We start from the raw sequence: 18703 nt of genomic DNA on the forward strand, positions 1-18703 counted from the left end.
AAGACCCATGCCGGTTCCCTAAGTGCTTGCTGACAGAATGGCTGTCAATGCGCGGCGACCTTGAAACATGAGAACAACGTCCCGTGAACACTGTCGAAGCGGCCTTCGAAACAAATGTTGCCGGCCACCGCAAGGCGGCCTGAGGGAACGATCCTGGCTTGGGCAGTGCGATTGTCCACATCCAGTTCGACACAAACGTCCTGAAACGTCAAAAATTGCCGATGGAGTGGAAAGTGCATTTTGTAGAAGGCTTCCTTGATCACGAACAGAAGCTTTGGCAGGTCGTAGCCCAGCTGCTTTTCAATTGCTTGCCGCTGTTCCAACTCCGAGGCTTGCGACACCAGCGTCGTCAACTCGTCCGACAGCGGAGAATCGTCCTCGATGTCGATGCCGATCCCAGTCCAGTCGGCGGAAAGCCCGAGGGCGACAGCGCACAGGCTATTTGTATGGGAGATCGAGCCGACAATAGCTGTCGGCCAGACCGGGACCCGATCAGGCCCCACCGGGATGATGCGGGCGGAAATGCCCAAAGCTTGTAAAGCCTGCCTTGCGTAGATGCGCCCGGCGCGAAACTCGCGGCGCCGCGCCGGCACGATGTTGCCCAGGGATTGCTCTTCGGCGACCGACAAGTCCTTGTCGGCGATGTCGAGATCGCCGCCTTCGACAACGACGCCATCGGAAACCAGCCGCCGAATGGCTGCCACCACATCGGCCGGCAACCGGTTGCTACGGACTTCCGGCTCGCTCGGCAACGCCACTCCCTCATCGGCTGCGATGCTTGTTGCGCACCTCGCCGCGCCATCGTGAACACGTCATCATCATCCGCGCAAGACGGTCACGCTCCCAAGGTATCAGTCTCGCGGCATGGCGTACAAAGTGACGGCGTCGGGTGCCTGTCCGACATGCGTGTGCCAACGATATCTGTCCCTTGCGCAAAGTTCGGGTTGACCGCCGTGGGGCGCGCGGCGACTATCCCTGCAACGTGCAGGAGGACATGAGATGGACGAACCCGATCGCTGGCGGCACATGGCGAGTGCGCCGAAGGACGGCAGCCGCATCCTGGTCACTGTGAGGCCGTCGGAACAGGGGCCGGCCGAGGTCGACCTAGCCTATTGGTCGCGCGCCGACCAATTCGGTACCGAAGGTTGGCGCTCCTCCGATTCGTCTCCCGGGCGTGTGATCGAATACCCCGAACCGGAACTGAAATGCTGGATGCCGCTGCCGACGGCCAATCTGAGCCGGGCTTCCATGCCGGCGCCCTGGGCAGGCGAAGACGCCCAGCAGCTCGACGGCTCCGGGATATGATCTCGGCGGAACGTTCCGCACCATAAGGTGAACGCCGCCGGCCCGGCCTATCTCGGCCGTCGCACCGTTCGCACCATGCCGCCGGGGCCACCGCCGCAAAAGAAGCGGTCGCCGCCGTCGGATTCGAGCCCAGACACGCCCTTCCCCGCCGGCATGTCGAGCCGCTCCAGCACCTTTCCGGTTTGCGGGTCCACACGGCGCACGTCGCTCTGGTCGCCTTCCCAGGTGCCGTGCCACAGCTCGCCATCCACCCAGGTGACCCCTGTGACGAAGCGATTGGATTCGATGGTGCGCAGGATTTTTCCAGTCTCGGGATCGATCTGGTGGATCTGGCGCGCCCGGTTCTGCCCCACCCAGAGGGTGCCTTCGGCCCAGGTCATGCCGGAATCGCGGCCGCCGCCGGGCGCCGGAATGGTGGCCAGCACCTGGCCTGTATCCGGGTCGATCTTCTGGATGCGATCCCCGGCCAGCTGGTACAGGTGCCGGCCGTCATAGGCGGTGCCGGCATGGGCGGCGACATCGATCGAGCGCAGCGTCTCACCGCTTGCCGGATCGAAGGCGATCAGCCGCTCACCCGTGGCAAACCAGACATTTTGTCCGTCGAAGCTCACGCCATGCACGGTATCGACATCAGGAAAGGGCCCGTATTCGCGCAGGATTTCGGCGGCTGAATGTTTCATGTCCTGGTCCTCGATCATGGTCACGGAACCTTCCCTAGCCGTTCGGCAGCGGCGCCGGGAGTAACAAGGTGGTCGTGAAACCAGCGACCGGCGGTGTCATCCAGCGGCGCGCGCGGCCGTGACCGAACGACTGCACCTTGCCGGTCTCGGCAAGCTGTTCGAGCGTCCGCTGTACGCTGCGCTGGCCGGCGCCGAGCGCTAATGCCAGTGCCGAGCTTGCCCAGGCTTCGCCATCGGCGAGGAAGGCCAGCACCGCCGCGTGCCGCTCCTCGATCGGCCGCGCCAGTACAGCCACCGTGCCGGCCTGACGCGGCGCCAGCGCAAAACCTTGGCTCGTCGCCTCGATGCCGGCGAGCGGCCGCAACTCGGCGCGCAGCCGGCCGATCTCGACCCGCAGCCTGGCACGATGCGATTCATCGGCGTGCCTGCCACCAAAGGCGCTTGCAATCAGCGTCGCCCGCGACACATCCGCCGGCCAGGCTTCGGCGAGCGCACGTGCGAGTGCAAACAGCACCGGCCGCGTGGCCAGAGAGACAGCGATTTCCTGCTTGCGCACGACATAACGGAACGTATCGATGACCAGCGCCGGTGACGCCACCAGCGCCTCGACCTCCTCGAGCAGCAGCGCGCGTTCCGCGCCAGCCGCGATCAGTCGCGCCGCCGGCGTGTTGAGTGACAGGAAGGCGCTGTCGACCTCCGCCATGAGGCCCGGAATGCCGGCTCGGCGGGCGGCATGGCGCGCCCATTCCAATGCCTGGCGCGCGGCCTTCGTCTTGAGACGCCGGATGGCTATGCCGGCAATCGCCAGTTCATGCGCGGCGCGTGAGGCCGGCGGAAGCGGCGCCGGGTCGAGCCCGGCCAGCACGTCCTCAGCCTCGTCGAGGCGGCCGATCAGCAACAGGCGGCGCACCTTGAGATGCCCGGCATGCGCGGCGTTCAGCCGGTCACCATGCTTCTCCAGTGTCGCTCGCGCCGCATCGAGCGCCTTGGCCGGCCAGCCGAGGTCACGCGAGACCAGCGCGATCTCGGCCTCGGCAACGACGCATCTGGCGCGCGCCACCGGCTCTTTCGGGCCGAAGGCGCGGCCGGCCCGCCGCAGCAACAGCTTGGCGCGGTCGAGATCGCCGAGCTGCGCCATGGCGATGCCGCGCAGCGCCAGCGCCGGCGCATCCTCGCGCAAGGCGACGCGGTCGAGTGCGGCGAGCGGATCACCCGCGGCCAGCGCCAGCCCTGCAGCGGCGATCAGCGAGTCCATTCAAATCCTGTCACACTTGTAACTCCCACCCCCGCCGGTCATGGCCCTAACTTAAGTCACTGCCGCCAAGCAGCAAGCCGGGGACGGCAACCTAGCCATCTGGGCTGGCAGGAGACACTCGGGTTGCCGTTGACGCCAATATCGGCATTCACTAGCCTGAGCATCTCAGATGGTATTTTTAAGCTTCTCATAAGGGAAAACTGACAATGCCTGCTTCCGAAGATCTTGAGCAAATTGCGCGGCCCCGCCACCCCTGCTGCGGTGGGCCTCCGTCAAATCCCGTCACATTTGTAACTCCGCTCTCGCCGCCTCGCGGCCCTACCCTACCTCACGATCAGCAGACAACGACGCGCCGCAGCGGCGTAATGACTGGCAAAGGAGACGAGCAATGACCAAGCACGTGGCAATGAAGACCCCGCCAATCGTTTCAAGGCAGGAATGGGAAGCCGAGCGCGAAAAGATGCTGGTGAAGGAGAAGGCGACGATGCGCGCCAGGGACGCGCTGTCGGCCGAGCGCCGGCGCATGCCGTGGATGGAAGTGGACAAGACCTATGTGTTCGAAGGCCCCAACGGCAAGGTGAGCCTCCTCGACCTGTTCGAGGGCCGACGCCAGCTGATCGTCTACCGTGCCTTCTACGAACCCGGCGTCTATGGCTGGCCCGAACATGCCTGCCGCGGCTGTTCGCTCGGCGCCGACCAGGTCGGCCATCTCGCCCATCTCAACGCCCGCAACACCACGCTGGCCTATGCCTCCCGCGCGCCGCAGGCCGATATTGTCACGCTGAAGAAGCGGATGGGCTGGGAGATGCCCTGGTACACGCTTACCGACAGCTTCGACAAAGACTTTGGCGTCGACGAATGGCACGGCCACAACGTCTTCATCCAGGACGGCAAGAAGGTGTTCCGCACCTACTTCATCAACAGCCGCGGCGACGAGCAGATGGGCACGGTCTGGAGTTATCTCGACGCCACGCCGCTCGGCCGCCAGGAAGCCTGGGAGGATTCGCCCGAAGGCTATCCGCAGACCGAGCTCTACAGCTGGTGGAACTGGCACGACAATTACGACGCCGCTCCCGACAAGACATGGGAAAAAGTGTCCGCCGCCGGCGAAGCCGCGTTCCGCGACAAGGACGGCAAGTAAGGGCTACCCAGCTTGGTTCCTCGCCCCCGCAGGGCAAGGAACCAAGTCCCAGGCATTGACCATCAAGGGATGAGAACCATGAGCGACATCGGCACTGGCGCTGGCAGCGAGATTCCTCAAACCACTGGTGCGGCCGCTCTCGGCATCGCCGACTGGCTGTGCCTCGCCGCAGCGCCGACTTTTGCTGTGATGGCGCTGCTCACCTGCATTCACGCTGGCGACGGCGTCATGTCGTGCCTGGGCGCCGATGGCTCCCTGCTCACCAGCATGCCGGTGATGTATCTGCTGATGAGCGCCTTCCATCTGGCGCCCTGGCTGCGCGTGATTTCCGGCCGGCCGGTCCGGCAATAGGCCGGCTCGCCATTCCAACACCCCGCATGTCGGAGAGAGACAATGAAGCTGGTCAGGCTGAGAGCGCCGGGCGGGTTGGACAAGCTCGACCTGGTCGAGGAGGATCAGCCCCGACCTGGACCGGGCGAGGTGCTGGTGAGGATTCGTGCCTGCTCCCTCAACATGCGCGACGATTTCGCCGTGCAAGGCAAGGTGCCGCTCGCCGATGGCCGCGTGCCGTTGTCGGACGGCGCCGGCGAGGTGATTGCCGTCGGCGACGGCGTCTATGCGTTCAAGTCAGGAGATAACGTCGTCAGCACATTCTATCCCGGTTGGATGGGCGGCGACATGACGTCAGACACAAGGCGCGACATTCCGGGAGACAGTTTCGACGGCTTTGCCAGCGAGTATGTGTGCATGCCGGCGCAGGCCTTCACCAAGGCACCGGCGGGCTATACGCATCTCGAGGCGGCAACGCTCACCTGCACCGGCGTCACCGCCTGGCGAGGCCTGGTGACGTGCGGCAAGGTGAAGCTTGGCGACACGGTGCTGATCCTCGGCACCGGCAGCGTGTCGCTGTTTGCGCTGCAATTTGCCAAGGCCGCCGGCGCCCGGGTCATCGCCACGTCGTCCGACGAAGAAAAGCTGGAGAAGCTGAGACGCCTCGGCGCCGACAGCGTCATCAACTACAAGGCGGTGCCGGACTGGGGCGGCAAGGTCAAGGATTTGACGGGCGGACGCGGCGTCGACCATGTGATCGAGGTCGGCGGACCCGCCACGCTGGCGCAGTCGATAGCGGCCTGCCGGGCAGGCGGGCACATCGCGCTCATCGGCGTCCTCACCGGCTTTGCGGCCGAGGTTTCGATCCCGGCACTGTTCTCGAACCAGATCCGCATCAGCGGAATTTCGATCGGCAGCCGGGCCGACCAGGAAGACATGATCCGTGCCATTGAGGTCAACCGCCTGAAGCCCGTCATCGACAGCAGCTTTCCGCTGCAGGACATCGCCGCCGCCTTCAGGCACTACGAAGCGCAGGAGCATTTCGGCAAGGTTTGCCTGGAGCTTTGAGTTCCCTCACGCGCGCTGAAGGTTCGAACACCCGGTTGACACAACCCGGCGCATTCAGCACGTCGCTTCGAACTGTGAGACTTGTCACATACCCGACCTTGAAGCGCGTGCTACTTGCACCCTGCGGTCAGTCGGCGCGGAAAAGAATCACCTGCTATGGTCTGGCGGTGACGGGCCTTTCACTTTATCCTGTTGCAGGTTGCATACCCGTCAACAGACCTTGATGCCGCAAGCGGTGTTCTCGTCGGCGTCAGGCAGCGGCCAGGGGTTTTGCCATGCTCCGACTTTGCGGATTCATCGCGGCCTTCATCCTCGTTAGCCTCACGACCTTTGAGGCCTGCGCTGATCGAAGGGTCGCCCTCGTCATCGGCAATTCCGAATACCGTGACATCCCGGCGCTAAAGAACCCGGCCAAGGATGCCAAGGATGTCTCGGCCACGTTCCGGCTGGCCGGCTTCGAGGTTTTCGTCGCAGAGAATCTCACCAAGCAGCAGTTCGAAGGCCAGTTCCGGGACTATCTGGCCGCCGCCGACGGCGCTGATCTCGCCGTCGTCTACTATTCCGGGCACGGCTTTCAGATCGGCGGCGAGAATTTCCTGATACCGGTCGACGCCTCGCTGAAGAAAGCGGCCGATATCGAGGTCCAGGCCATCAAGCTCAACGATGTGCTGGAGCAGTTGCGCTCGAAGTCGAAGATCCAGGTGATCATCCTCGATGCCTGCCGCAACAACCCCTTCCCGCGTAACAATTACTGGCTGCGTGACCAGCTTGTCACCGCCGGCAATACCGGGCTGGCGCAGGTGCGCAGCTCGCTCAACACGCTGATTGCGTTCGCCACCGAACCGGGCGCCGTCGCCTATGACGGCAGCGGCGACCTCAGCCCGTTTTCATCGGCATTTTCGCGGCGCGCGCTGGCGCCGAACCAGGAGATCCGCACGGTCATGTCGGCGGTGCGCCGCGATGTCGTGCAAGCCACCAACGGCATGCAGGTGCCTTGGGAAAATTCCTCGCTGATCGATGACGTGGTGCTGGTGCGCCGCAGCAACCGGCCTTCGCTGCCGCCTGTGCTGGAGAAGGTGGTGCTGTCGGGTGTCGGTCCCGTGGCGCTTGGCCTGCCGGAGCCGGTCGATGTCGATGGCGGCGCTATCAGTGTCAGCATCGAAAGGCCGCCCGCAATGGGCCGGCTGATGCTGGACGGCAAGGACGTCGCGGTGGGTGAACCGATCGCGGGCAAGGATCTGCCGCGCCTGCAGATGGAAGTCCCCAAAGGCGCCGCCACGCAGGACGAGGTGGATATGCTGGCCTATGCCACGCATGACAATTGGGGCGGCGGAAGCCAGGGCATATTGGTGTTCCGCGTCAAGAGCGGCGAAGGTGCCGCCGGCCAACAGATCATGGCTTCGCTCGAGGCCGAGCAGAAGCAGCTGGTGCTGGATCGCGGCATCCACATCACCGGTGCTGCCGAAGCGATCGAGAACCGCAAGATCGATATTCCCGTCGGCGTCGGCCCGGTCGCGCTCAATCTGGATTTCCCAACCGACGATCCTGCCGTCAGCCTGAAGGTTTCGGGCTATCCGGCAACGGGAACGCTGTCGCTGCCAGATCGGACGCTTTCGCCGCAATCCAGCCTTCTGGCCGGTGAAGTCGACCATCTTCGCTACGAGCCGCAGATCGGCGCCGGCGCGCCGGTCGAGGTCGGTTTCGAAATCCGCGCCGACAGCAGCTCGGCCAAGCCCGCGACGATGAAGCTGTCGCCTACGGTCGATGCCTGCGATACCGCCGCCGGCGAGCCTCTCGACCTGCAAGGGGTGGTGCCCGGCCTGCTGCCGAACGAGATCGGCGCCGGTGCGGTGGCAGCCTGCGAGGCCGCGGTGAAAACCTATCCCGATGTCCCCCGCTTCCGCTACGAACTCGGCCGCGCGCTGCTTGCGGCCGGCAGGGTCGGCGAGGCTAAGGCAGCCATCGAGGACGCCGCCAAGAAAGGCCATGTGCGCGCCGTCTTCGAACTCGGCTATCTCAACGCAACGGGGACCGGAACGGCCATTGACCGCACCCAGGCCAACGCTCTCTACAAGGCTGCCGCCGACAAGGGCGATCCTTACGGAATGACCTCGTGGGGCCGCGCTCTGTTCAATGGCTATGGCGTCAATCGCGATACGGCCAAGGGCCTCGACCTGCTGCTCAAGGCGGCGGCCATGGGGCACACCTATGCCATGAACGACCTTGCCGCGATCTTCACCGAGGGCCGCAATGGCGTGCCTGCCGATCCGGCCCGCGCCGTCGCCTTCCTGCAGGCGGGTGTGCAGCGCCAGGACATGTATTCGATGAACCTGCTCGGTCGCAATTACCTCGCCGGCCAGGGCATCGACAAGGATCCGAAGACGGCTCAGGCACTGTTCCAGCAGGCCACCGATCTTGGCCAGCCCTACGCTCCGGGCAGTCTCGCCCGCATGTACAGGGATGGCGTCGGCGTGCGCCAGGACGCGGCGGAAGCACAAAGACTGTTCGAACTGGCGACCGCGCGCGGCGATCCGTCCAGCGCCTATGATCGCGCGGCGCTCGAAATGGCGAAAGGCGACACGGCCGATCAGGCTGTCGCGGTGCGTTTCCTGGCATTCGCCGTCGCGCTGGATCTGCGCAAGGAGCTGCCGGACGCCAAGAAAGGCCTGGCGCAGTTCGGCTCGAAGCCGAAAACGGCAGCTCTGGACGCGCTGCGTCAAGAGCTCAAGTCGAAGATCCCCCCGTCCGGTTCGCTGGACACGCAACTGATCAATGCGGCCCGGGGAGTCTGGGAAGAAGCCAATCCGCGTCGGGACTTGTTCTGAACAATGGAGGACATGGTGGGCAAGGCATTGAAGCAGGTATTCATCGGGACAATTCTATCCGGCGTTCTGGCCGGGCTCATGGGCTGCACCTCGGTGTCGCCCATGTTTGAGCCGGCGCCGCCGGTGAAACATCGCAAGGTGGTTCGCGTGGCGCCGCAGCCAAAGGTGGTCCGATACAAGAAGGCGACCACCGGCAAAGTGGTCAAGCCGGCCGAGGAGACCCCGCAAAAGCCGCCCGTGATTCCTGCCCTTGGCGGTGGCGGAGGAGGTGGTGGTGGTGGCGGCGGCGGATGGGGATGAGGGCCGGAGCGAAGGCAAAGCCAGAGCCGGAGACCGCACATCAGAAGCGGCTAATTGACAGCCCAGGAGAAACGGCGCTCACTGGCTCGCGCAGGTAGACCGCAGCAAGCGGGCAATTGCGACCCGCGGCGTCACCTCGGGAGGATGCCATGCCGACTGTAATTGGCCATCACAACATCTCGAAAGACACCAAGCATTGGCTCAATTCACCGAAGCGCCAGGAGCTTTTCGGTTCACTCGGGATCACCAACGTCCGCACCTTCGTCGATCCGCAGAACCCGAAACGGGTCGCGATCATGATGGACGTTCCAGACATGGATAAGCTCGCGGCAATGATGCAAAGCAAGGCGGCCGCCGATGCGATGGCTCACGATGGCGTGGTACCGGAATCGCTGGTGATCCTTGTGGAGACGAAGGGGTAGGCGGAGAACGCCCTGCGCTTCGAGCGCCGCGTTCAACGACCCCAGAGCGTCTTGCTAAATTGCGAATGAGCCTTCGACAGCGTCAAGCCGATGCCGTCGATCAGCAGAACCGCATTTTTCGCTGCACGAGCGGCGAGCACATGGGCACGGTCCACGGCGGCCGACAGGTCGAACCTGCGAACGGCAGATGCCCGCCAGGCCTGTTGCTTTTCGAGATAGCCGGCCAGTGCAATATCATGACGCTGTGGCGCGCCTTGCCCTTGCTGATCGTGAGTGGGGTCGTCATGCCAGATGGGCCATTCGGTCGAGCCAGGGCGATGCACGGTGTCCTCCTGCGAAAAGAGAGCCAGTGCCGACAATCTCCTCAAGCGTCGTGAGAAACGCGTGGGAACCTGCGTGATGGAATCGTGAAAAGCGCCTCGGCGGCGGAATAAGTGTTGAAATGGAGTAAGCTTGAGCGGATCGTCGTCACGCTGTGACTGTGGCGGATCCGATGACCGGACCTTATCTTCGCCTTTTGGGTGGTTTCGACTTTGCCGGCGTCGGGGCCGCGGTTCCGGCCATCAGCCGCAAGGCGCGTGCGATGGTCGCCTATCTCGCACTCCAGTCGGGGCATTCGCAGTCGCGCGAGAAGCTCGCGACGCTGCTGTGGGGGCTCAACGGCGAGACCCAGGCGCGAATGAGCCTGCGGCAAGCGGTGTCGGCGGTCAAAAAGGTCATGCGAGCGTCCGGTGGCGGGCGCTTCCTCACCGACGGCAACAACGTCGCGCTGCATCTCGACGACTTTGATTTCGATGTCGCGAGGTTCGAGGCGCTGGTCGCCAGCCCGGCACCCGAAGACCTCGAACTGGCGCTCATTGTCTACCGCGGCGACCTGCTCGACGGCTTCGGCCTGAAGGAGGAGCCGTTCGAGGACTGGCTGAGGATCGAACGCGAGCGGCTGCGGGCTTTGGCCGTGGCCGCTCTCGACAGGCTCGTCGCGCATTATGCCGCGACGAACGATCCCGCCGCATGCGTGCGCGCAGCGACGCGCCTGCTGGCCATGGAGCCGTTGAGGGAGGACGTCCACCGCGCCCTAATGCGCGCCTATGCGGCGCAAGGCAGGACCAATCTCGCGCTGAAGCAATATGAGCACTGCCGCACAGCGCTTCAACGCGATCTCAAGCTGCAGCCGGAGCCGGAGACGCGGCAATTGTTCGAGACGCTGAGGACGCGCCGGACGATAGCGCCGGCACGGCCAGACACGGCTGATGCGGATGACGGCTTCAGTCATCAGCCCGTACGGCCGCAGACCCACTACGTCAAATCGGCCGGGATCAACATCGCTTATCAGGTGACCGGCGACGGGCCGGTCGACCTGATCCATGTGCCGGGATGGGTCTCCAACCTCGACCATGCCTGGGCCTCGCCGCGGCTTTCGCACGTGCACCGGCGGCTCGGCACTTTCTCGCGCCTGATCCGCATGGACAAGCGCGGCACCGGGCTCTCGGACCGCAATGTCGGTCTGCCGACGCTGGAAGAGCGGATGGAAGATGTGCGGGCAGTGCTGGATGCGGTCGGCTCGAAGCGCACGGTGCTGTTGGGCACTTCCGAGGGCGGCCCGATGTGCATGCTGTTCGCGGCGACCTATCCCGAGCGCACTGCGGCACTCGTGCTCAATGGGGCCTACGCCCGCGGCAGATGGTCGAAAGACTATCCCTGGGCGAAGACAAGCGAGCAGGTGGAAGAAGATCTGGCGATCGTCGAGAGAGAATGGGGGGCGGCGGCGGATATGAGCAACGCGGCGCCCAGTCTGATGAGCGACACGTTCGAGACAGAATGGTTCGCCGCCTATCTCAGGAATTCCGCCTCGCCCGCCGACGCGATCGCGCTGTGGCGCTGGGGAACCGAAATCGATGTTCGCGACATTCTGCCTGCCATCCATGTTCCGACGCTGATCGCGCAGGCGACCGGCGACCGCTGGGTAAAGCGGGAAGAAGGACGCTACCTGGCGACACATATCGAAGGCGCCAGATACGTCGAGTTCGCCGGCCGCGACCACGTCATCTGGGGCGAGAATTCCGACCGCCTCGTCGACGAGATCCAGGCGTTCGTCACCGGCGCCTTGCCGACGGCCCCGACCGAACGTGTGCTGGTGTCGGTGCTGTCCATGGCGTTCGATCGACCAACCTCAGCCAAGGATCGGGTTGAACGGCATGAAGAGGAAATCCGCGGGCAATTGCTTGCTGCCGGAGGCAGGGAAATCACGCGATCGGGCGGCAGGCTGGTCGCCGTGTTCCAGCGGCCGACGCGATTGATCCAATGCGCGATCGCCATTCGCGATCGCTTGCGGCGATCCGGTGTCGAAGTCCGCTCGGCGGTGCATATCGGCGAATGCGAGCAGCGCGGCGATGACTTTTCCGGCATCGCGGTCGAACTGTCCTGGCGGCTGCTCGACCACGCGCGGCCAGGCGAGATCATCGTGTCGCGCACGGTACGCGATCTGGTGGTCGGCTCCGGCCTGACATTCGAGGAGCGTGGCGAAATGCAAGCCAGCGGCCTGCCCGGCGCGCTTCAGTTCTTTTCGGTCAACGGAGCGTGACGGTTCGCCTGATCATTTTGCCTTCGCCCCGAACCGCAAGCCGTCCATCAGCAGCTTGACCAGCCGGCGCGAGCGGTCGCGCCAGTCCTTGGTGTCGGGCGCCGAATAGATGCCGCCGAGCGCATGCAGCACATCGGAGGCGTCGACGTCGCTGCGGATCGAGCCTTCGGCCACTGCAGCCTCGACCAGTTGCCGCAAGGCCAGCGACACCCGGCCCGACATGTCGGAAAACACAGCGGAATTGGTATTGAACAGGATGCGCAGGCTGGCGGCCAAGCCGCGCTTGGTGGCGATGTAATCGACGAAGCGCTGCATCCACTGTTCCAGCGCCACGTCGGCGGGGTGGTGGCTGGCGAGGTCGTCGGCGGCCGCGCAGAGCGCCTCGACTTCACGCCGATAGACCACTTCGACCAGATGCTCGCGGGTCGGAAAATGCCGGTAGAGCGTGCCGATGCCGACGCCTGCCTGGCGCGCGATCTCCTCCAGCGAGGCATCGACGCCCTGCTCGGCAAACGCCGTCGCCGCCACCTCGACCAGCCGGTCGCGGTTGCGCTGCGCGTCGGCGCGCAGCGGCTTTGGCGCTGCGGCTTCGCGTGCACCTTGGGCGGTTGCTGTCTGCTGGTCGTCCAATTTTTTCTCCACTGTCGGCATATGGGGGCTTGAACCCAGAGGGGTAAGCCCCCACGTAAATAAACGGAGGCGCCTCCGCTTTAGTGGAGCAGCCTTATCATATAATCAGGGAAGCCGGTATGTCACGTGCTGAGATTGTGAGGACTGAAGCATCCCCTGTCCGCTGGAGAGTGGCGAAAGCCGAAGCGAGCGTAATCTCCCCCCTTGAGGGGGAGATGTCGCCGAAGGCGACAGAGGGGGTCGGTTCGACTGGACACGACCTCCTGCGGCAGATGGAGGCTAGCGCTCCACGCGAGGCGACCCCCTCTGGCCGCTTCGCGGCCATCTCCCCCTCTAGGGGGGAGATTACGCCTCCTCTTGCCTTGCCCCGTCCGGACGCCATTTCATTCCCCTCGCGTCAAGCAACTGGAGCCAGACGCCTATGACGAAAACTTCCATCCATCTCACTATCAACGGACACCGTCACGAGCTCGAGGTCGAGCCGCGTGTCACCCTGCTCGACGCCTTGCGTGATCGCCTCGACCTGACCGGCACAAAGAAAGGCTGCGACCAGGGCCAATGCGGCGCCTGCACGGTGCATGTCGACGGCCAGCGTGTGCTCGCCTGCCTGACACTTGCCGCACAAGTCGAAGGCCGCGAAATCACCACCATCGAAGGGTTGGCCGGCGAAGACGGCACGCTCAACGCGGTGCAGGCCGCATTCCTCGAACAGGACGCCTTCCAGTGCGGCTACTGCACCCCCGGACAGATCATGTCGGCGGTGGCCTGCATCCGCGAGGGCCATGCCGGTTCGGACGATGAGATCCGCGAATACATGGCCGGCAATCTCTGCCGCTGCGGCGCCTATCCGCACATTGTCGCCGCCGTGCGCCAGGCGGCACTGGAGGTCGCGTCATGAGGAATTTTTCGTATGTTCGTGCTGATACACTCGACGCCGCACGCCAGGCGGCCGCCCTGCCCGGCGCCATGCTGCTGGCCGGCGGCACGACGCTGGTCGATCTTGCCAAATGCGGCGTCGCCGAACCTGACACTCTGGTCGACATCACCCATCTCAAAGGGCTCGACACGATCACCGTCGATGAGCGCGGCGCCACCATCGGCGCGCTGGCGAAAATGAGCCGCATTGCCGACCATGCCGAGATCAAGAGCCGCTTCCCCGCGGTCTCCGAAGCGCTGTGGCAGGCGGCTTCGGCGCAGCTCCGCAACATGGCGACAATCGGCGGCAATCTGATGCAGCGCACGCGCTGCCCCTATTTCCGCGATCCCGCCAATTTTCCCGCCTGCAACAAGCATTCGCCCGGCAGCGGCTGCTCGGCGATCGGCGGCGTTACCCGCGGCCACGCAGTGCTCGGCATCAGCGACTCCTGCATCGCCATGTATCCCGGTGACCTCGCCACCGCGCTGGTCGCCTTCGACGCCATCGTGCATCTCGGCGAACGCCAGGTCGCGGTCGACGATTTCTTCCTCTTGCCCGGCGCCACGCCTGACAGGGAACATGCCATCGAGCCGGGCGAGATGATCACCGCCGTGGAAATCCCGGCTTCGGCCGCTGCGCGGCGTTCGACCTATCTGAAAATCCGCGACCGGCAATCCTATGAGTTCGCCGCGGCAAGTGCCGCGGTCGGCATCGACTTCGAAGCCGATGGCCGCACCATTCGCGACCTGCGCGTCGCGCTCGGCGGCGTCGCGACAAAGCCATGGCGGGCGCATGCCGTGGAAGCGGCGCTGAAGGGCAAGGTGCTCAGCGAAGACACGGTGCGGGCCGCCAGCCTGCTCGCCGTAGAGGGCGCCGTCGACCATGGCGCCAACCACTACAAGATCGAACTGGCGCCGCGCGTCATCGCCCGCGCCATCCTCAAGACAGGAGCCATGGCATGACCATTCACGACCCCAGAACCCGGCACGGCGACGCCTCCGACGGCGCGGTCGGCGGACGGCTGTCGCGCGTCGACGGCCCGGCCAAGATCACCGGTGCTGCCAAATACGCCTTCGAGCAGCAGCTCGACGGGCTGGCGCATGCGGTGATGGTCGAGGCCACCATCGCCGCCGGCACGGTGAGCGCGATCGACACACGGGCCGCGGAGACCGCGCCGGGCGTGCTTCTGGTGCTGACGCCCGACACCATCATGGAGATCAAGGGCGCGTCGGACTGGCTGGGCAATCCGCCAACGCAGAAGACATACTCACCGCTCGCCCGCACGGTCACGTATTCCGGCCAGCATATAGCTGCCGTCGTGGCCGAGACCTTCGAGCAGGCGGTCGCCGCCGCGGCCCTGGTCGAGGTCAGCTATGACGAGACGCCGGCCATCGTCGACCTCAGCGACGCCAAGGCCGGCGATGGCATCCCCATCGACGCCATGACCAAGGAATGGGGCGACGCTCAAGGTGCGTTCGCCGCCGCTCCGGTGCGCGTCTGCGCCGCCTACAACATGCCGCGCGAATTCCAGGCGGCAATGGAGCCGCATGGGCTGATCGCGCGCTGGCAAGGCGACGAGCTCACCATCTGGGAGCCCAGCCAGTGGCTCGACGGCATGGCACGCACCTATGCCGAATGGTTCGGCATACCTTTCGAGAAGGTGCGACTGGTCTCGCCCTATATCGGCGGCGGCTTCGGCTCCAAGGCGCTGGCGCTGGCGCACAGCGCGGTGGCGGCGGCGGCGGCGAAAATGCTGGGACGGCCGGTGAAGCTGGTGCTCACCCGGCCGCAGAACTTCACCTCCTATGGTGGCCGCGCCGCCACCCGCCAGACGGTGACGATCGGCGCCGACAGCGACGGCAAGATCCTGTCGATCGTCCACCGCGGCGTCAACGAGACCTCGATCGACGGCATGTGGGTCGAGCCGCTCGCCTCGGTCACCTCGATCATGTACGCCACGCCGAACTTCTCCTCGAAGCAGAATGTCGTGCGGGTGAACACGGTGGTGCCGGGCGCCAAGCGGGCGCCGGGCGAAAACCCCAGCGCCTTCGGCATTGAAAGCGCCATTGACGAGCTCGCCTACGAGGTCGGCATCGATCCGCTGGAGATCCGGCTCAGGAACTATGCCGAGCAGGATCCGGAGGCGAAGAAAGCCTGGTCGACCCGCCAGTTGCGCGAGGCTTTTGCAGCCGGCGCCGAGCGCTTCGGCTGGGCCAGGCGCACGCCCAAACCGCGCTCGATGCGCGACGGCAACCAGCTGATCGGCTGGGGTGTCGCCGCCGGCACCTACCCGGTGCGGCGCGCCTATGGCGAGGCTGTTGTGCGCATCCTCGCCGACGGTTCCGTCGAGGTCGAAAGCTCCTCGATCGACATGGGTCAGGGCACCTATACGATCCTGGCGCAGACCGCTGCCGAGACGCTCGGCGTGCCGGCCGAGCATGTCGTCGTCAAGCTTGGTGACTCGCGCTTTGCCCGCGCGGGCGTCGCCGGCGGTTCACGGCTCGCCGGCGTCATGACAGGTGCGGTCTACAAGGCGGCGGGCGCGGCGCTCGACGAATTGGTCGGGCTCGCGATCTCCGATCCGCGCTCGCCCTTCCATGCGCTGCAGGCGAACACGCTGGTGGTCAATGGCGGCCGCATCGCCTCGCCGCGCGGCGAGGGTCCGGACGTCTCGATCGCCGAACTGCTCGCCAGCGTGGGCCGCGAGCAGATCGTGGCCAAGGGCGACACCATGCCCGCCAATTCGAGTGCCGAGGATCGCTACAAGAACTACACCACCATCGCCACGTCGGTGCCGCACACCGAGGGCGACTATTCGCGCCACTCCTGGTGCGCGCATTTCATCGAGGTGCGGGTCGACGAGGATTTCGGCACGGTGCGCGTGTCGCGCGTGGTGTCGGCGCTGGACTCAGGCCGGCTCTACAACCCGAAACTCGCCGAAAGCCAGTGGAAGGGCGGCATCATCATGGGCATCGGCCAGGCGCTGCTCGAAGAAGGCATCGTCGACCGCCGCTATGGCCGCATCGTCAACAACAATCTCGGCGACTATCTGGTGCCGACCAATGCCGACATCCCCGACATAGACGTCATCTCGGTCGGCATTCCCGACCTGCATTCCTCGGTGCTCGGCGGCAAGGGCGTGGGCGAACTGGCCATCGTCGGCGTCGCGCCGGCGATCGCCAACGCGGTGTTCCATGCTACTGGCAAGCGCGTGCGGGACCTGCCGATCACGCTGGAGAAACTGATCTAGAGCGGTTCGATGTTCCACTGGAACGGCCAGGAACACGGCGTAGAATGACGGGCATGTACCCGCCATTCTCTTACCGCCATCGCGGTGGCTCAATGCAGGCGTCCGTCAGTGATCCTTGAGCTGGCCGACAATGTCCGCGAACTGCAGATCGGCAGCCATGATCTTGGCCACTTCGGCCGGATCGGGTGAGACGCCGTTCGCGCCATCCTTCCCGCGCAGTTCGTCATGATAGGTCTCGTAGACTTTCTGGGCAACCTCGTCGAGCGTCGGTCCATTCTGGCCGGCCTCGCCTTTTTCGCCCTTCAATCGGTTCTTGAATCTCGGCGTGTCGACCAGGGTTTTTGCCACCGCGCCGGCAATGTCCTCGGCAACTGCAACCTTGACGTCCGCGACGACAGCCTTGGCTACCTCATCGGCGGTCGGCGGTTGTGGCAAGGCGACGAGCTTCTGCTCCGCGCTGGTCACGCGGCCGCCGACTGCGGTGAGCTGACCGGTGAGATCACTCACCTGCGTGTTGAGCCCGGCGACTTGCTCCGACAAAGCCTGCTTGTCGGTATATAACTTCGACACATAGTAGCCGAGAACGGCTTGTGTAAGGATAAGAGCTATGCCGACCAGCCAGAGCCGGCGTACGCCTGACGTTTCCATTGTTGTCTCCTTGCCCGAAAATGACTTGTTTTGATCAGGCCTTCGCAATCAATGCCTGAACGACTTTCCCCATGTCCTCACTGCTCAGTTGCGCTGAGAGCTGCACCACGAGACCGGTGTTGGCGACATCCTTGGCCAATTTGGCCATGCGATCGATCGCGGCCGCGACGGTGAGGCCCATCACCCCCGAGAGCGCAGTCACTGCCCCCCAATTTTCCCGGAATATCAGGATCGCGCCGACAAGCACGATGAAGACGATGAGCGTCATTGCCCCGGCGAACTGGTACATACGCGACGCATTCTTCCCGACGGCGTCCATCCGCGCAGTCAGCTGCTCGCGGTCGACGGCGGCGCCGTCTCCCAGCGCGCTTTCCGCGACGGTCATGGATTTGGAAAGAGCTTGCTGAAATGTGTCCGATGCCATTATTGCCCCCCGATATTGCCTTTGCCGTCACGATAGGATTTTTGCAGCAGCGCGCGCAGCACGCCGTAATTGACCGGTTCGACCGGCATCCTGAAAAACGCCTCGGTCAGAATTCGAATCGACTTCGATGGATATTGCTCCAGCCGGCTGAAGATGACGCGCCGGTCGGCTCGTTCCGATTTGATCGTCAGGGCCAGATATTCCGAATTGCAGACGGCCAGCTCCGCTATTCCGCTCCAGTTCGCGGCAAAGGCATCGCGCACAGCTTCGGCCTTGTGAAATCCGTCCCGCAGCTCCAGCGCGTTGCCTGGCTCGAACACCGAGGGGAACGTCTTTTCCAGCATCTCGCGCGCCAGCGTCCTGCAAATGAAAGTGTCGTTGTCTGAACTAGTTTCCACGGGGCGATCGATCTCAGCGCCAAACTTTTTCAACACCCGCTCGTTGAGCAGGCTGGCCAGCTCAGCCTTACGGTCGCGTGGGGCCGTGGGTCGCAGCACCCTGCCCTCAGCGTCGGCCCCAAGCGCCGTCTTCACCCAGGCCGAGAAATCGGACTGAGAGGTCTCGACCAGCCCAAAGAACCGATCGGCATCGATCCGCAAATCGGAGCTGTGAAAATTGGGACCGCGCCAGTGGCCGACGATCACCACCACCCCGGGCGCCTTGGCCGCGACCTTGAGGGCATCAAGGCCTGCGGCGGGAAAGATACAGGCCCCTGCCTCGGACGCGGCCGCCAGAAGGTCGTTCGCCAGCCTGGCGATCTTCACGCCGACGGTCTCCCAGGCTGCCTCGGCTGTAGCGGAACCCTGACGGATCAGCCAGGCATAGTGGCCCCGGCGCGGAAAATCCGTGAGATCGCCCAGAAATTCTTCGCGCGAGGCAGGCAGGCCCATGACAACGGAACACTCTTTCGGTGTCGTCGGCGTCCGAC

The 18703-nt window shown here is 64.7% G+C and carries 19 protein-coding genes; 11 read left to right on the forward strand and 8 right to left on the reverse strand.

From position 1 onward, the window contains the following. Positions 1–44 precede the first annotated feature (44 nt). Positions 45–752, reverse strand: coding sequence for a 4'-phosphopantetheinyl transferase family protein (locus tag AC1D1B_RS07180; RefSeq protein ID WP_477330681.1), 708 nt, complete (start codon positions 750–752; stop codon positions 45–47). A 247-nt stretch (positions 753–999) separates the two neighbouring features. On the opposite strand from AC1D1B_RS07180, the gene AC1D1B_RS07185 reads away from it, so the two are divergent. Further along, a complete protein-coding gene (locus AC1D1B_RS07185) occupies positions 1000–1305 on the forward strand; it encodes a hypothetical protein (protein ID WP_454577323.1) in 306 nt (101 codons plus the stop codon). A gap of 47 nt (positions 1306–1352) precedes the next feature. Here AC1D1B_RS07185 and AC1D1B_RS07190 read toward each other — a convergent pair whose 3' ends face one another. After that, positions 1353–1985, reverse strand: a complete 633-nt coding sequence (locus tag AC1D1B_RS07190) for a Vgb family protein (RefSeq protein WP_477330683.1) — start codon at positions 1983–1985, stop codon at positions 1353–1355. A 34-nt stretch (positions 1986–2019) separates the two neighbouring features. Then, positions 2020–3240, reverse strand: coding sequence for a helix-turn-helix domain-containing protein (locus AC1D1B_RS07195; RefSeq protein ID WP_477330685.1), 1221 nt, complete (start codon positions 3238–3240; stop codon positions 2020–2022). Between the two features lie 388 nt (positions 3241–3628). On the opposite strand from AC1D1B_RS07195, the gene AC1D1B_RS07200 reads away from it, so the two are divergent. The 6 genes from AC1D1B_RS07200 (at position 3629) to AC1D1B_RS07225 (ending at position 9326) form a co-directional block, all read left to right on the forward strand. Beyond that, positions 3629–4381, forward strand: coding sequence for a DUF899 domain-containing protein (locus tag AC1D1B_RS07200; RefSeq protein ID WP_477330687.1), 753 nt, complete (start codon positions 3629–3631; stop codon positions 4379–4381). A gap of 78 nt (positions 4382–4459) precedes the next feature. After that, positions 4460–4732: a hypothetical protein gene (locus AC1D1B_RS07205; RefSeq protein WP_477330689.1), complete on the forward strand. Its 273-nt coding sequence runs from the start codon at positions 4460–4462 to the stop codon at positions 4730–4732. A gap of 42 nt (positions 4733–4774) precedes the next feature. After that, entirely contained in the window at positions 4775–5779 is a 1005-nt protein-coding gene (locus tag AC1D1B_RS07210) for a zinc-dependent alcohol dehydrogenase family protein (RefSeq protein ID WP_477330690.1), read from the forward strand. 275 nt (positions 5780–6054) lie between these two features. After that, complete coding sequence (locus tag AC1D1B_RS07215; protein ID WP_477330691.1) at positions 6055–8604, forward strand: caspase family protein; 2550 nt, start codon at positions 6055–6057, stop codon at positions 8602–8604. 12 nt (positions 8605–8616) lie between these two features. After that, on the forward strand, positions 8617–8904 hold the full coding sequence (locus AC1D1B_RS07220) for a hypothetical protein (protein WP_477330693.1): 288 nt from the start codon (positions 8617–8619) through the stop codon (positions 8902–8904). Between the two features lie 149 nt (positions 8905–9053). Beyond that, positions 9054–9326, forward strand: a complete 273-nt coding sequence (locus tag AC1D1B_RS07225) for a hypothetical protein (RefSeq protein ID WP_181060395.1) — start codon at positions 9054–9056, stop codon at positions 9324–9326. A 32-nt stretch (positions 9327–9358) separates the two neighbouring features. Here AC1D1B_RS07225 and AC1D1B_RS07230 read toward each other — a convergent pair whose 3' ends face one another. Beyond that, positions 9359–9649, reverse strand: coding sequence for a hypothetical protein (locus tag AC1D1B_RS07230; RefSeq protein WP_477330694.1), 291 nt, complete (start codon positions 9647–9649; stop codon positions 9359–9361). Between the two features lie 170 nt (positions 9650–9819). On the opposite strand from AC1D1B_RS07230, the gene AC1D1B_RS07235 reads away from it, so the two are divergent. Next, entirely contained in the window at positions 9820–11907 is a 2088-nt protein-coding gene (locus tag AC1D1B_RS07235) for an alpha/beta fold hydrolase (protein WP_477267780.1), read from the forward strand. A 12-nt stretch (positions 11908–11919) separates the two neighbouring features. On the opposite strand, the gene AC1D1B_RS07240 is transcribed toward AC1D1B_RS07235, so the two are convergent. Next, on the reverse strand, positions 11920–12558 hold the full coding sequence (locus AC1D1B_RS07240) for a TetR/AcrR family transcriptional regulator (RefSeq protein WP_477267781.1): 639 nt from the start codon (positions 12556–12558) through the stop codon (positions 11920–11922). 400 nt (positions 12559–12958) lie between these two features. Here AC1D1B_RS07240 and AC1D1B_RS07245 point away from each other — a divergent pair, with 400 nt between their 5' ends. The 3 genes from AC1D1B_RS07245 to AC1D1B_RS07255 are packed head-to-tail and all read left to right on the forward strand — an operon-like array spanning position 12959 to position 16703. Continuing rightward, entirely contained in the window at positions 12959–13435 is a 477-nt protein-coding gene (locus AC1D1B_RS07245) for a (2Fe-2S)-binding protein (protein ID WP_477267782.1), read from the forward strand. Beyond that, the gene (locus tag AC1D1B_RS07250; protein WP_477330696.1) at positions 13432–14415 is read left to right on the forward strand and encodes an FAD binding domain-containing protein; all 984 of its coding nucleotides are present in this window, start codon (positions 13432–13434) and stop codon (positions 14413–14415) included. The genes AC1D1B_RS07245 and AC1D1B_RS07250 overlap by 4 nt, the downstream gene beginning before the upstream one ends. Next, positions 14412–16703 (forward strand): xanthine dehydrogenase family protein molybdopterin-binding subunit, encoded by a 2292-nt coding sequence (locus tag AC1D1B_RS07255; protein WP_477330698.1) that lies wholly within the window; start codon positions 14412–14414, stop codon positions 16701–16703. Before AC1D1B_RS07250 ends, AC1D1B_RS07255 begins: the two co-directional genes overlap by 4 nt. Positions 16704–16808: 105 nt before the next feature. Here the strand turns inward: AC1D1B_RS07255 and AC1D1B_RS07260 are convergent, their stop codons facing one another. From AC1D1B_RS07260 to AC1D1B_RS07270, 3 genes are read right to left on the reverse strand one after another with little or no spacing between them, the layout of a single operon-like run. After that, positions 16809–17351 carry a hypothetical protein gene (locus tag AC1D1B_RS07260; protein ID WP_477330700.1) on the reverse strand — a complete coding sequence of 181 codons (543 nt, stop codon included), beginning with the start codon at positions 17349–17351 and terminating at the stop codon, positions 16809–16811. Positions 17352–17385: 34 nt separating this feature from the next. Next, positions 17386–17775, reverse strand: a complete 390-nt coding sequence (locus AC1D1B_RS07265) for a hypothetical protein (protein ID WP_477330702.1) — start codon at positions 17773–17775, stop codon at positions 17386–17388. Continuing rightward, positions 17775–18665 carry a hypothetical protein gene (locus tag AC1D1B_RS07270; RefSeq protein WP_477330704.1) on the reverse strand — a complete coding sequence of 297 codons (891 nt, stop codon included), beginning with the start codon at positions 18663–18665 and terminating at the stop codon, positions 17775–17777. The genes AC1D1B_RS07265 and AC1D1B_RS07270 overlap by 1 nt, the downstream gene beginning before the upstream one ends. Positions 18666–18703 lie beyond the last annotated feature (38 nt).

The sequence above is a fragment of the Mesorhizobium sp. P2_C5_2 genome, assembly GCF_056404535.1.

Coding starts and splice junctions, on each gene's coding strand:
- AC1D1B_RS07185 (WP_454577323.1), top strand. CDS start 1,000: ATGGACGAACCCGATCGCTGGCGGCACATGGCGAGTGCGCCGAAGGAC.
- AC1D1B_RS07190 (WP_477330683.1), bottom strand. CDS start 1,985: ATGAAACATTCAGCCGCCGAAATCCTGCGCGAATACGGGCCCTTTCCT.
- AC1D1B_RS07195 (WP_477330685.1), bottom strand. CDS start 3,240: ATGGACTCGCTGATCGCCGCTGCAGGGCTGGCGCTGGCCGCGGGTGAT.
- AC1D1B_RS07200 (WP_477330687.1), top strand. CDS start 3,629: ATGACCAAGCACGTGGCAATGAAGACCCCGCCAATCGTTTCAAGGCAG.
- AC1D1B_RS07205 (WP_477330689.1), top strand. CDS start 4,460: ATGAGCGACATCGGCACTGGCGCTGGCAGCGAGATTCCTCAAACCACT.
- AC1D1B_RS07210 (WP_477330690.1), top strand. CDS start 4,775: ATGAAGCTGGTCAGGCTGAGAGCGCCGGGCGGGTTGGACAAGCTCGAC.
- AC1D1B_RS07215 (WP_477330691.1), top strand. CDS start 6,055: ATGCTCCGACTTTGCGGATTCATCGCGGCCTTCATCCTCGTTAGCCTC.
- AC1D1B_RS07220 (WP_477330693.1), top strand. CDS start 8,617: ATGGTGGGCAAGGCATTGAAGCAGGTATTCATCGGGACAATTCTATCC.
- AC1D1B_RS07225 (WP_181060395.1), top strand. CDS start 9,054: ATGCCGACTGTAATTGGCCATCACAACATCTCGAAAGACACCAAGCAT.
- AC1D1B_RS07235 (WP_477267780.1), top strand. CDS start 9,820: ATGACCGGACCTTATCTTCGCCTTTTGGGTGGTTTCGACTTTGCCGGC.
- AC1D1B_RS07240 (WP_477267781.1), bottom strand. CDS start 12,558: ATGCCGACAGTGGAGAAAAAATTGGACGACCAGCAGACAGCAACCGCC.
- AC1D1B_RS07245 (WP_477267782.1), top strand. CDS start 12,959: ATGACGAAAACTTCCATCCATCTCACTATCAACGGACACCGTCACGAG.
- AC1D1B_RS07250 (WP_477330696.1), top strand. CDS start 13,432: ATGAGGAATTTTTCGTATGTTCGTGCTGATACACTCGACGCCGCACGC.
- AC1D1B_RS07255 (WP_477330698.1), top strand. CDS start 14,412: ATGACCATTCACGACCCCAGAACCCGGCACGGCGACGCCTCCGACGGC.
- AC1D1B_RS07260 (WP_477330700.1), bottom strand. CDS start 17,351: ATGGAAACGTCAGGCGTACGCCGGCTCTGGCTGGTCGGCATAGCTCTT.
- AC1D1B_RS07265 (WP_477330702.1), bottom strand. CDS start 17,775: ATGGCATCGGACACATTTCAGCAAGCTCTTTCCAAATCCATGACCGTC.
- AC1D1B_RS07270 (WP_477330704.1), bottom strand. CDS start 18,665: ATGGGCCTGCCTGCCTCGCGCGAAGAATTTCTGGGCGATCTCACGGAT.